This window comes from Demequina salsinemoris, assembly GCF_000974805.1.
Classification (GTDB): domain Bacteria; phylum Actinomycetota; class Actinomycetes; order Actinomycetales; family Demequinaceae; genus Demequina; species Demequina salsinemoris.
The window spans coordinates 71,720-83,710 of the sequence record NZ_BBQZ01000001.1; the positions used below are offsets into that span (position 1 = coordinate 71,720).

Below are 11,991 nucleotides of genomic sequence, written 5' to 3' on the forward strand. Positions count from 1 at the left end.
CGCGCATCGTCCCTTCGTCGTTCTCCCCGTCTGCCGGGGCGGGCCGTCAGTGGCGGACTGCCACCACGATCTCGACCTCCACGGGCGCTCCGAGCGGAAGCGCCGCGACGCCCACGGCGGAGCGCGCGTGCCGTCCGGCCTCGCCGAACACGTCCACCATGAGCGCCGACGCCGCATTGAGGACGGCGGGCTGCTGTGTGAAGTCGGGAGCGGACGAGACGAAGCCCGTGACCTTGACCACGGACTCGATCGAGTCGAGGCCGCCGGCCGCCTGCGCCGCCGCGGCGAGCGCGTTGAGGGCCGCGGCGCGGGCGCACTCGGCGGCCTTCTCGGGCGTGACGTCGTCGGCTCGCTGGCCGACGTGACCGGTCGCGAGCAGCGAGCCGTCGACGAACGGCAGCTGACCCGAGGTGTGGATCAGGTCGCCCTGGCGCAGCGCGGGCACGTAGGTGCCGACGGGGATCGCCACCTCGGGAAGCGTCAGGCCGAGCGCCGCGAGGCGCTGCGAGGCGCTCATGCGTCGCCCCGGGGGCGCTTCATGTAGGCCACGAGCCCACCGGTGGGTCCGGTCACGACCTGCACGAGCTCCCAGCCGTCCTCGCCCCACTGGTCGAGGATCTGCTTGGTCGCGTGATCGATGAGCGGAACGGTCGAGTACTCCCACGTCGTCATGGTGCCGAGCCTATCCCCCAGGGAACCCCGGGGTCGTCCGAGGCGTTGGCTGGGCAACGTAAGGTTGGGGCATGGGTGTCTTCGTCTCCGAACGCGCGCGCCGTGATGGTCGCGCGACGTTCCCACAGCTCATCGGCGGGCTGATCGCGTTCGTCGTGCTGTCCGTCGTGGCGGGTGTGCTGCTCGCCGGCCTCGCGTTGCCGGTCGTGACCGTCGCGGGCAACACCGCGCAGGGCGCGTCGGACCTGTTCGAGGAGCTGCCAGACGAGCTCGACTCCGTCACCCTGCCGCAGCAGTCGAACATCTACGCGCGCAACGGCAAGACGCTCATCGCGACGTTCTACTCGCAGAACCGCGTCGTCGTCCCGCTCGAGGAGATCTCTCCGTGGCTGCAGGAGGCCGTGGTCGCGGTCGAGGACAACAGGTTCTGGAAGCACAACGGCGTGGACGGCGAGGGCATCCTTCGCGCGATCAGCTCGAACCTCACGTCGGACAGCACGCAGGGCGGCTCGACGCTCACCCAGCAGGTCGTGAAGAACACCCTCCTCCAGAAGGCCATCGACTCCGGTGACGACGACGCCATCAAGGAGGCGACCGCCACCACCTACGAGCGCAAGATCAAGGAGTGGCGCCTCGCGCTCGCTCTCGAGGAGAAGCTCAACGCCGCGCTGGGGACCGATTGCACGAGCGCTCCGGAGGTCGACTGCGGCAAGGAGCAGATCCTCGAGCAGTACCTCAACATCGCGCAGTTCGGCACCAACACCTATGGGGTCGAGGCCGCGGCGCAGTACTACTTCTCCAAGTCGGCCGCCGAGGTCAACGCGCTCGAGGCCGCGACGATCGTCGGCGTGACGCAGAACCCGTCGAAGTACGACCCGGTCCGCAACCCGGAGGCGTCGCTCGAGCGTCGCAACACGGTGCTCAAGCGCATGGTCGACCAGGATGTCATCACGCAGGAGCAGTACGAGGAGTACGTCGCGACGCCCCTCGAGGACTACATGAACATCTCGTACCCGAAGTTCTCGTGCTCGGCGTCCGCGTCCGCGCCGTTCTTCTGCGACTACGTGACGAAGATCATCAAGCAGGACGAGGCGTTCCACGGCGAGGGGACGGAGCTGCTGTACAAGGGTGGCCTCGACATCGTCACCACGCTGAACCTCAAGTACCAGAAGATCGCGAACGAGGAGCTCACCAACTCGTTGCCGATCGACGATCCATCCGGGTGGGCGATGGCGCTCGTGTCGCTCGACACGTCGACGGGCCAGATCCTCGCGATGAGCCAGACGCGCGAGTTCGATCCCACGTCCGAGGCGCCGAACTCCACCTCGGTGAACTACTCGACCGACCGAGACTACGGAGGATCTCGCGGGTTCTCTCCAGGATCGACCTTCAAACCCATCATCCTCGCGACGTGGCTCGAATCGGGAAGATCGCTCAACCAGACGGTCAGCGCGTACATCAAGGAGTACGACGTCTCCGAGTGGCCGGCGAGCTGCACCGACCTCACAGGCGGCGGCACATGGAAACCGACGAACGTCGGCGGCAGCGGCGGAACGAGCATGACGGTGCTTCAGGCGACGGCCAACTCGGTGAACACCGCGTACGTCGCCATGTCCAACCAGCTCGACCTGTGCGACGTCGTGGAGATGGCGGAGCGGCTCGGGTTCCAGCGTGCCGACGGTGCCGAGATCGAGTACGTGCCGTCCATCACGCTCGGCACCCAGAACGCATCGCCCCTGACGATGGCATCGGTGATGCAGACCTTCGCGAACGACGGCGTCCACTGCGAGCCGTACGCGATCCTGAAGATCACCGACTCTGAGGGCAACACTCCGACGGACTCGGAGGGCGAGGCGATCATCCCACCGCAGGAATCGTGTGAGCGGGTGATCTCGGAGGAGATCGCCGTGGGCGTCCAGTACGCGATGTCCAAGGTGGTCGAGTACGGATCGGGAACGAACGCCAAGCTCGCGAACGGCCGAGAGGTGGCGGGAAAGACCGGTACGTCGCAGATGAACCGTCACCTGTGGTTCGTCGGGTACACGCCCGAGCTCACCACGGCGGTCTGGCTGGGCAACCCCGACCACGACGTGGACGGCAAGAACCTCACCCTCAACGGCCACTACTACTCGGGCTGGATCTACGGAAACACGATCTCCGCGCCAACCTTCGCGGCCTACATGGATCGCGCCCTCGAGGGCAAGGAGAACACCGACTTCATCGAGACGCCGAGCAGCGACGTCATGTACGGCACACCGGTGAGCGTCCCGAACGTCATCGGCATGACCGAGGCGCAGGCGAAGTACGCCATCACGAAGGCTGGCTTCAAGTACTCCAGCAGCACCGTGTACTCGACGAGCTACTCCGAAGGGACGGTGGCCGCGCAGTCGCCGTCGTCCTACTCGAAGGCGCTGCCAGGCTCCACCATCACGTACTACGTCGCCACGAGCACCCTCCCGGACTGGTGGTACAACTGGCCCGACGGCTGGGACGCCACCGTGGCTCCCGACGACTACTGGGGCTCGACGTGGCCACCGGCCGAGTTCGAGACCAACCCGCCCAACGGGTGGCCGACCACGGATGACAGCACGGACGAGGCATCCCCCGACGCCACGGCCGACAGCACCACGACGGAGACGACGACCGAGACCACCACGACCACCAACGGTGGGGGCAAGGACAAGAGCTCGTCGAAGAACGGGTCGAGCAACTGATGTCACGCGGCTCCGAGCCCGGCCGTGCCGGGGTGATCGCCGCACGCGGCGCCGCCGTCGCGGCCGGGCTCGGAGCGTCTGCGCTCGCGTGGGGGCTCATCGAGGCGCGACGCTACGTGCTCCGTCACGTCACCGTCCCCGTGCTTCCCGCCGGCGCGGCGCCCGTCACGGTTCTGCACCTGTCGGACCTGCACCTCGCGCCGTACCAGCGGGACCGCGTCGCCTGGGTGCGTGACCTCGCGAGCCTCGCGCCCGACATCGTCGTGGACACCGGTGACAACCTCGGGCACCCCGACGCGGTTCCCGCGCTCATCGAGGCGCTCACGCCGCTGATGGCGCGCCCCGGGGCCTTCGTCTTCGGCTCCAACGACTACTACGGGCCTCGCCGCCTCAACCCGTTCCAGTACTTCGCCGGTCCCTCCACGCTGCACCCCGATCGCGCCGAGCTGCCTCACGCGCAGCTGCGCGCGGCGCTGCGCGACGCGGGCTGGGTGGACCTCACGAACGCGCGAGGAGGTCTTGAGGTCGACGGTCTCACATTGAGCCTCGTGGGCACCGACGACGCTCACATCGGCAGGGACGCGATGCCCGAGCCCTCCGATGAGCGAGGCGACGTCCGGATCGGAGTCACCCACGCGCCCTACACGCGCGTCCTGGACGGGCTCCACGAGGACGGCTGCGACCTGATCCTCGCGGGGCACACGCACGGCGGCCAGGTGTGCGTCCCCGGCTACGGGGCTCTCGTCACCAACTGCGACATCGACACGGGTCGCGTCAAGGGGCTGTCCGGGTGGCCCGGCGCGCGCCCCGATCGCGGGGGGCTCGACTCCTCGTGGCTCCATGTGTCCGCGGGGCTGGGCCATTCGCCGTACGCCCCCGTGCGCTTCGCGTGCAGGCCCGAGGCCACGCTGCTCACGCTCACCGCGCGGGCCTGACGGACCGGGCGTGAGGCGCATCGTCCTGGTCCTTGTGCGTCGAGGGCACCGATTTCAGTTTCCGGCCAGTAGTCCGGTATCCTGAGCAGGCTCAAATCACGGGGTGTGGCGCAGCTTGGTAGCGCGCCTCGTTCGGGACGAGGAGGTCGCAGGTTCAAATCCTGTCACCCCGACCGTGAGATGACCGAGGTCATCAGCGACTGAAGCCCCTTCTGCGGAAGGGGCTTTCGTCGTCTCCGGCATCGCGCATCGTCCTGCTGTCGCGCACGGCCGGGGCTCACGCACCGCCGCCGCACGTCCTGCACACACCCAGCCCTGCAGCCCGCGTGTCGAGGCCCGGATACGCTCGGACACGCCGTGCGCAGAGCGATCTGTGTGCACGGCGTGCGGGGACGATGCGGCAGCCGGGACGATGCAGGGCCATGGACGATGCGGGCGTCACCGAGCCGGGGAAGCGACCGGGGAAGCAGGAAGCCCCCTCGCGCGGCGAGGGGGCCTCCTGAAGTCGAGCGGGTCAGGCCTTGGCGGTCAGCCTCTCCGCGACGAGCTCCGCGATCTGCACCGCGTTGAGCGCGGCGCCCTTGCGCAGGTTGTCGCCCGAGACGAACAGCGCGAGGCCCCTGTTGCCCTCGGCCGCGCCGTCCTGGCGGATGCGGCCCACGAGCGACACGTCGCCACCGGCGGCGGCGAGCGGCGTCGGCACCTCCTCGACCTTGACGCCCGGGGCGCCGGCGAGGATCGCGTAGGCCTCGGCGGGAGTGATGTCGCGCGAGAACTCGGCGTTGATCGACAGCGAGTGGCCGGTGAAGACGGGCACGCGCACGCACGTGCCGCTCACGCGCAGGTCAGGCAGCGAGAGGATCTTGCGCGACTCGTTGCGCAGCTTCTGCTCCTCGTCGGTCTCGTTCGAGCCGTCGTCCACGACGGAGCCGGCCATCGCGAGCACGTTGAACGCGATGGGCGCGACGTACTTCACGGGGGCGGGGAACTCGACGGCGGAGCCGTCGTGCGCGAGGGCCTTGGCGCCGTCGATCACGGCCGCGGCCTGCCCGTGCAGCTCCTCGACGCCCGCGAGGCCGGAGCCGGACACGGCCTGGTAGCTCGAGACGACCAGACGCTCGAGCCCGGCGGCCTCGTGCAGCGGCTTGAGGACCGGCATCGCGGCCATCGTCGTGCAGTTGGGGTTCGCGACGATGCCCTTGGGGATCTCGTCGAGCGCATCGGGGTTGACCTCGGACACGACGAGCGGGACCTCGGGGTCCTTCCTCCACGCGGACGAGTTGTCGATCACGATCGCGCCCGCCGCGGCGAACTTCGGCGCGTACTCCTTGGAGGCGCCGCCGCCCGCGGAGAAGAGCGCGATGTCGATGCCGGAGTAGTCGCCCGAGGCGACGTCCTCGACGACGACGTCGCGGCCCAGGTGCGGCAGCACCTTGCCCGCCGAGCGCGACGACGCGAAGAAGCGCACGTCGGCCTCGGGGAAGCGCTCGGCCACGAGCTCACGCATGACGGCGCCCACCTGGCCGGTGGCGCCCACGACTGCGAGGGAGAGGGTCATCGTCCGGTACCTCCGTAGACGACGGCCTCACCCTGGGACGAGTCGAGGCCGAAAGCGGTGTGGATCGCGCGCACGGCATCGTTCACGAGCTCGGCGCGGGTGACGACGGAGATGCGGATGTCCGACGTCGAGATCATCTCGATGTTGATGCCGGCATCGCGCAGCGCCGAGAAGAACTTGGCGGAGACGCCCGTCGCGGAGCGCATGCCCGCCCCGATGAGCGAGATCTTGCCGATCGAGTCGTCGACCACCAGCTCGCGGAAGCCGATCGACTCGTGGTCGCCCTCGAGCGCCGCACGAGCGGCGTCGACCTGCGCGGTGGGCAGCGTGAACGAGATGTCCGTGACGCCCGTGTGCGTCGCGGACACGTTCTGCACGATCATGTCGATGTTCGCCTCGGCGCGGGCGACCGACTCGAACAGGCGCGCGGCGGAACCGGGGACGTCGGGAACACCGATGACGGTGATCTTGGCCTCGGAGGTGTCGTGGGCGACACCCGCGATGATCGGCTGCTCCATGGCTTCCTCTCCTTCGGTGGGTCCTACGACCATCGTGCCCTCCAGCCCCGAGAAGGACGAGCGGACGTGGATGGGAACGTTGAATCGGCGGGCGTACTCGACGCAGCGTGGCATGAGGACCTTCGCGCCCGAGGCCGCCATGTCCAGCATCTCCTCGTACGTGATGACGTCGAGCTTGCGGGCCGCGGGGACGACGCGGGGGTCGGCGGAGAACACGCCGTCCACGTCGGTGTAGATCTCGCACACGTCGGCCTCGAGCGCCGCGGCGAGCGCGACGGCGGTCGTGTCGGAGCCGCCGCGACCGAGCGTCTGCACGTCCTGCGTCTCCTGGTTGAGGCCCTGGAAGCCTGCGACGATCGCGACGTCGCCACCCTCGAGCGTCTGGCGCAGGCGGCCGGGCGCGACGTCGATGATGCGGGCGCGTCCGTACGAGCCGGACGTGATGACGCCGGCCTGGGGGCCCGTGAAGCTCTGAGCGCCGACGCCGAGGTCGCGTACCGCCATCGCGAGCAGCGCCATCGAGATGCGCTCGCCGGCGGTCAGGAGGATGTCCATCTCACGCGGGTGGTCGTTGCCGGAGACGTCGTTGGAGAGGTCGATCAGCTCGTCGGTCGTGTCGCCCATCGCCGACACCGTCACGACGACGTCGTTCCCGGCGTTGCGGGTCTCGACGACCCGGCGGGCGACGCGGCGGATCGCGTCGGCATCAGCGACCGACGATCCTCCGTACTTCTGCACCACGAGCGGCACGGTGCACTCCTTCTGCGTGAGTGGGGTGGGCCGCGCACGCGAACGTCGCGGCACCCCATTCTAGTCAGAGCCGGAGTGTCAGCTTCGCGGGTCGTCGGACCCGGGCGCCGCTGCAGTCGATACCCGGGTATGACGACCTGCCGCGACATCGTGTGCCAGGATGCTTGACGCCGCTGCAGGGGGCAGGGGCGCACAGCAGAACAGCATGAAGGGGGACCATGACCATCCTTGAGGAGGCGCCGCCGATCACGGCCGCGATCCAGGCGACGGGGGTGGCGCGCGCGTTCGGCAGCGTTCAGGCCGTCCAGGACGCGACGCTCACCGTGGAGCGCGGCAAGGTGACGGCGCTGATCGGCCCCAACGGCTGCGGCAAGACGACGCTCATGCTCATGCTCGCCGGGCTGCTGAGGCCCGACGCCGGCGAGATCCGAGTGGCCGGCGCGGACCCCAGGACGGACTCGGCGGCGGTGCGCGCCGCGATCGGGTGGATGCCCGATCAGCTCGGCTCGTGGGACAACCTCTCGTGCCTGCAGACCCTCACGCTCGTGGGCCAGTCCTACCGGATCCCCGCCGCGCAGGCGCGGGCCAAGGGCCTCTCGCTGTTGCGGAAGGTCCACCTCGAGGAGTTCGCCGACCGCCCGACGCGCGTGCTCAGCCGCGGCCAGAAGCAGCGCCTGTCGCTCGCGCGGGCCTTGGTTCACGACCCCGCGGTGCTGCTGCTCGACGAGCCCGCGAACGGGCTCGATCCGCGCTCGCGCGTCGAGCTGCGTCAGTACGTGCGTGAGATCGCGGCCGAGGGCCGCGCGGTGCTCGTGTCGAGCCACGTGCTCGCCGAGCTCGACGAGATGGTCGACGACGCGGTGTTCATGTCCAAGGGGCGCACGCTCGGGGACGATGCGGCACGGATGGTCGCGCATGCGCGCACCCGGTATCGGGTGTGGTCGCTCGACGTCGATGCGCTGCGCCGTGCCCTCACGGACGCGAGCGTGCCGTTCGAGGAGGCGGAGGGCGGCGCGATGGTGAGCATCGCCGACGAGGCGCACGCGCAGCAGGCGCTCGCGTGGCTGGTCGGCGCCGGGGTGCCCGTCCACCGGTTCGGCCCCGCTGGCAGCGCGCTTGAACAGACCTACATGGCCATGGAGGAGGACCGTCGATGACCACCACCGAGACCTCCCCCAACCCGACCGTCACCGCGCCTGCGCGGAAGGGCAACCCGTGGCTGCCCACCCTGCACGGCACCTTCCTGGTCACGAGGATCGAGCTGCTGCGGCGTCGTCCGTCCACGAAGGGTTGGATCTTCTACGGGATCCTGCTGGCCGCGATCCTGGGGCTCGGGATCCTCGTGTCCGTCCTGTCGACGGCCGAGAAGACGTCGACCCCGCTTGAGCTCGTGCTCGTGCTGGTGCTCGGTGCCGGCATGCTCATCGGGCCGTCGCTGTCGGCGACGTCCATCAACGGCGACTCGGGCGAGGGTGTGCTCGCGCCGCTCCAGATGACGCACCTGACCGCGGGTGACCTCGCGGTCGGCAAGCTGCTGTCCTCGTGGTTCGTGGCCTTCGCGGTGCTCGTGACCACGACGCCGTTCCTCGTCTACGCGTATGCCCGGTCCGGCTGGCACCTGGGCGAGTTGCTGCTGGTCCTCGTCGTCATCCTGTTCCTGGTGCTGACCGCGACGGCCGTCGGACTCGCGTGGTCGGCGATCGCCGCCCGCGCGGTCGCGTCGGTGTCGCTCGCGCACCTCACCACGGGCGTGCTCGTGATCGGCACGCTCGTGCTGTTCGCGTTCACCGCGCCGCTCGTCTCGGACACGATGACCGAGACCGACCGCTACGTCGCGTGGGACGAGCTGTCCGACGAGCAGTCCACCGCGCTGGAGGACGCGTACAACACCGGCGACTTCTCGGCGGTCGACCCGGACGCCCTCGTGTGCGACGAGGAGACCTACGAGTACGGGATCGCGCACACGGAGCGCACGGCGTGGATGGTGCTGATCAACCCGTTGGTCGTCATCGAGGAGGTGTCGCCCCTGGTCAACCCGCTCACCTTCGAGGAGGACGGGCGCGCCGCCCCGGGGATCTTCGCGAACGTCCATCAGATGGTGAGCTCTGCGCGCATCGGTCCCACGGAGGCCGACGCTCAGATGATGGAGTACGACGAGTGCGCGGACATCGCGACGATGGCCTCCGGAGACGACGAGTCGGCGGACGGCGGGAACGCGTATCAGGACACGTGGGAGCAGCAGCAGGAGGAGCAGGCGATGTACCCCCGCACTCCGTGGCTCGGGCTCGGACTCCAGGTCCTGCTGCTCGTCGGCGCGATGGCGATCGTGACGCATCGTCTGCGGGTCCCTTACCGGACGCTGCGCACCGGCACTCGCGTCGCCTGACCCGGTCGGGCGGCGCCGCGGGAGCGGCGGCGGGTCGACAGCATCGACCCGCCGTCGAGGCCCCGCGCTCAACACTCCAGAACTGACGCCCCTAGTGCTGGGGATACCTGGGGCGATACTCTGATCTCACGGGAGGAACCATGACGGTTCAGGCACAGGCGCCGACCGGGCATGCGCTGCATGCTCAGGGGGTCAGGCGCGCGTTCGGGTCGGTGCAGGCGGTGGTGAACGCGTCACTCACGCTCACGCCCGGCACCGTGACCGCGCTGATCGGCCCCAACGGCTGCGGCAAGACCACGCTGATGCTCATGCTCGCCGGGCTGCTGCGCCCCGATGGCGGCACGGTCGAGGTGCTCGGCCACGACCCCGTCACCGCGGGTGCCGTGGCGCGCAAGGGCATCGGCTGGATGCCCGACGTGCTCGGCATGTGGGACTCGCTCACGTGCACCGAGACGCTCGCGACCTTCGGCCGGGCCTATGGACTGTCCAAGGCGGACGCGGACGCTCGCGCCTTCACGATGCTCGAGAAGGTCCATCTGGCCGACCTCGCCGCGCAGCCCGCTCGGGTCCTCAGCCGCGGCCAGAAGCAGCGTCTCTCGCTCGCGCGCGCTCTCATGGGCGACCCCTCGGTGCTGATCCTCGATGAGCCCGCGTCGGGCCTCGACCCGCGCTCCCGCATCGAGCTGCGCGACCTGGTCCGCGCGCTCGCGGCCGAGGGACGGGCCGTCCTCATCTCGTCGCATGTGCTGAGCGAGCTCGACGAGATGGTCGACGAGGCCGTCTTCATGTCCAAGGGGGTGACGCTCGGCGAGAGCGCCGAGGCCGAGGTCGCCAGGGCGCGCGCCCGTTGGCGCGTGACCGCGCTGCCGGGGCACGACGTCCACGCGGCGCTGTCCGAGGCCGCGCGCGACTGGTCCCCGGTCGAGGGCGCCGACGCGTCGGTCGCTGTCGTCCATGTGGCCGATGCGGACGATGCGGCCGACCTGTTGGCCTCCCTCGTCGCCTCGGGCATGAGGATCAGCGCCTTCGGGCCCGTCGGCTCCGCGCTGGAGCAGGCGTACCTCTCGATCGAGCAGGAGCGGCGATGAGCGTCGAGACCACGCAGACGACCCCCGCCCCGCAGGGACGACGCGGCAGGCGCCCCTCGTTCGGACGCCTCACCTGGTCCGGGCTCACGCTGGTGATCGGCCTCGAGCTGCGCCAGCGGGTGCGGTCCACGAAGTGGAAGGTCGCGCTGTCACTGATCGCCGCGCTGATCGCGGTCATCACCGGCCTCATCATCTTCGCGGTGCCGAACGACGAGTGGCAGCCCGGCGACCTCGTCTTCGGGCTCGTCGTGTACTTCGTGCTGTTCCTGGGCCTCGTGGTGTCGCCGACGCTCACGGCGACGTCGATCAACGGCGACGTCAAGGAGGGCACGCTCGCCCCGCTCCAGGCGACCACGCTGTCCGCGTGGGACATCGTGCTGGGCAAGCTGCTCGCGGCGTGGTTCGCGTCGCTCGCGATCCTCGCCGTCGCGATCCCGTTCATCATCTTCGCGATGCTCGACTCGGAGGCGCACCCCGCGGCGCTGATCACGGTGATCCTCGTGCTCGCCGCGGAGCTGCTCGTCGTGTGCGCGCTCGGCCTCGCCTGGTCCGCGCTCACGTCCCGCACCGCGTCGTCCGCGGTGCTCACCTACGTGACCGTCGCGGTGCTCGTGGTCGTGATGCCGATCCTGTTCCCGCTGCTCATGCTCACGATGCCCGTCGAGCAGACGATGACCTACGTCAACCGGGACTACGCGTACTCCGAGTCGACCGTCGACGAGGACAAGTACCCGTACGTCGATGAGAGCGGCTACCACTACCGGTGCACCGAAGAGACGTACACGCAGACCGCGTATCGCACCGACCGCCTCTGGTGGCTGCTCGCGGTGAACCCGTACGTGATCGTCGCCGACTCGGCGCCGAGCCCCGAGATCCCCGAGGACTCGGACGAGTACTACTACACGGACGGCATCCTCGACGCGATCAAGCAGGGCGTGCGCGAGCTGCGCCTGCCGCCCGCGACGACGAGCGACTACTGCCAGCCCGGGCTGTCCGAGGAGGAGATGTACCGGCGCGAGCAGCGCGAGGGCTTGTCGCCCACGTGGCCGTGGGGTCTGGGCTTCCACGCGATCCTCGCCGCGGGGTCGGTGCTCATCGCGGTGCGTCGGGTCGCGGTGCCGTACGGGACGCTGCCGCGAGGCACCCGCGTCGCCTGACTCGACAGACCGCCTCGGAGGCGGTCCTGCACCGGGTGCCGAACTCGGTGGATCCTCTCGGGTTGCTCTGCGCGTTCTCTCAGGGTGCGGGCGTTGAATCGAAGACATGGACACGGTCACCGACTACGGCGCCAGCCGCAGCGAGCGCGCATCGCGGGGAATCCCTTTCCTCCATGCAGTCTCCGCGACGCCCCCTGCTGGCGGCACCGTGCA

Annotated in this window: 10 protein-coding genes and 1 tRNA gene; 7 read left to right on the top strand and 4 right to left on the bottom strand. The window is 69.6% G+C overall.

The genetic code is table 11. The features are described from left to right. Positions 1-46: 46 nt before the first annotated feature. Positions 47-517, bottom strand: coding sequence for a RidA family protein (locus AOP78_RS00365; protein ID WP_062200297.1), 471 nt, complete (start codon positions 515-517; stop codon positions 47-49). Continuing rightward, entirely contained in the window at positions 514-672 is a 159-nt protein-coding gene (sp36, locus tag AOP78_RS14935; protein ID WP_152659339.1) for a Sp36 family protein, read from the bottom strand. Before sp36 ends, AOP78_RS00365 begins: the two co-directional genes overlap by 4 nt. Positions 673-743: 71 nt before the next feature. On the opposite strand from sp36, the gene AOP78_RS00370 reads away from it, so the two are divergent. The 3 genes from AOP78_RS00370 (at position 744) to AOP78_RS00380 (ending at position 4,494) form a co-directional block, all read left to right on the top strand. Then, the gene (locus AOP78_RS00370; protein ID WP_062200301.1) at positions 744-3,386 is read left to right on the top strand and encodes a transglycosylase domain-containing protein; all 2,643 of its coding nucleotides are present in this window, start codon (positions 744-746) and stop codon (positions 3,384-3,386) included. Beyond that, positions 3,386-4,321, top strand: coding sequence for a metallophosphoesterase (locus AOP78_RS00375; protein ID WP_062200305.1), 936 nt, complete (start codon positions 3,386-3,388; stop codon positions 4,319-4,321). Before AOP78_RS00370 ends, AOP78_RS00375 begins: the two co-directional genes overlap by 1 nt. 99 nt (positions 4,322-4,420) lie before the next feature. Next, positions 4,421-4,494: transfer RNA gene (locus AOP78_RS00380), tRNA-Pro, on the top strand. Between the two features lie 341 nt (positions 4,495-4,835). Here the strand turns inward: AOP78_RS00380 and AOP78_RS00385 are convergent. Both AOP78_RS00385 and AOP78_RS00390 read right to left on the bottom strand, forming a co-directional pair. Beyond that, positions 4,836-5,879 carry an aspartate-semialdehyde dehydrogenase gene (locus AOP78_RS00385; protein ID WP_062200309.1) on the bottom strand — a complete coding sequence of 348 codons (1,044 nt, stop codon included), beginning with the start codon at positions 5,877-5,879 and terminating at the stop codon, positions 4,836-4,838. Continuing rightward, a complete protein-coding gene (locus AOP78_RS00390) occupies positions 5,876-7,147 on the bottom strand; it encodes an aspartate kinase (RefSeq protein ID WP_062200312.1) in 1,272 nt (423 codons plus the stop codon). Before AOP78_RS00390 ends, AOP78_RS00385 begins: the two co-directional genes overlap by 4 nt. A gap of 218 nt (positions 7,148-7,365) precedes the next feature. Here AOP78_RS00390 and AOP78_RS00395 point away from each other — a divergent pair, with 218 nt between their 5' ends. From AOP78_RS00395 to AOP78_RS00410, 4 genes are all read left to right on the top strand, one after another. Next, on the top strand, positions 7,366-8,304 hold the full coding sequence (locus AOP78_RS00395; protein WP_062200316.1) for an ABC transporter ATP-binding protein: 939 nt from the start codon (positions 7,366-7,368) through the stop codon (positions 8,302-8,304). Continuing rightward, the gene (locus tag AOP78_RS14940) at positions 8,301-9,533 is read left to right on the top strand and encodes an ABC transporter permease (RefSeq protein ID WP_062200321.1); all 1,233 of its coding nucleotides are present in this window, start codon (positions 8,301-8,303) and stop codon (positions 9,531-9,533) included. The genes AOP78_RS00395 and AOP78_RS14940 overlap by 4 nt, the downstream gene beginning before the upstream one ends. Positions 9,534-9,673: 140 nt before the next feature. Beyond that, positions 9,674-10,621 carry an ABC transporter ATP-binding protein gene (locus tag AOP78_RS00405; RefSeq protein WP_062200324.1) on the top strand — a complete coding sequence of 316 codons (948 nt, stop codon included), beginning with the start codon at positions 9,674-9,676 and terminating at the stop codon, positions 10,619-10,621. Continuing rightward, a complete protein-coding gene (locus AOP78_RS00410) occupies positions 10,618-11,778 on the top strand; it encodes an ABC transporter permease (protein WP_062200329.1) in 1,161 nt (386 codons plus the stop codon). Before AOP78_RS00405 ends, AOP78_RS00410 begins: the two co-directional genes overlap by 4 nt. The last annotated feature ends 213 nt before the right edge of the window (positions 11,779-11,991 follow it).

Coding starts and splice junctions, on each gene's coding strand:
- AOP78_RS00405 (WP_062200324.1), top strand. CDS start 9,674: ATGACGGTTCAGGCACAGGCGCCGACCGGGCATGCGCTGCATGCTCAG.
- AOP78_RS00365 (WP_062200297.1), bottom strand. CDS start 517: ATGAGCGCCTCGCAGCGCCTCGCGGCGCTCGGCCTGACGCTTCCCGAG.
- AOP78_RS00370 (WP_062200301.1), top strand. CDS start 744: ATGGGTGTCTTCGTCTCCGAACGCGCGCGCCGTGATGGTCGCGCGACG.
- AOP78_RS00395 (WP_062200316.1), top strand. CDS start 7,366: ATGACCATCCTTGAGGAGGCGCCGCCGATCACGGCCGCGATCCAGGCG.
- AOP78_RS00375 (WP_062200305.1), top strand. CDS start 3,386: ATGTCACGCGGCTCCGAGCCCGGCCGTGCCGGGGTGATCGCCGCACGC.
- AOP78_RS00385 (WP_062200309.1), bottom strand. CDS start 5,879: ATGACCCTCTCCCTCGCAGTCGTGGGCGCCACCGGCCAGGTGGGCGCC.
- sp36 (WP_152659339.1), bottom strand. CDS start 672: ATGACGACGTGGGAGTACTCGACCGTTCCGCTCATCGATCACGCGACC.
- AOP78_RS14940 (WP_062200321.1), top strand. CDS start 8,301: ATGACCACCACCGAGACCTCCCCCAACCCGACCGTCACCGCGCCTGCG.
- AOP78_RS00410 (WP_062200329.1), top strand. CDS start 10,618: ATGAGCGTCGAGACCACGCAGACGACCCCCGCCCCGCAGGGACGACGC.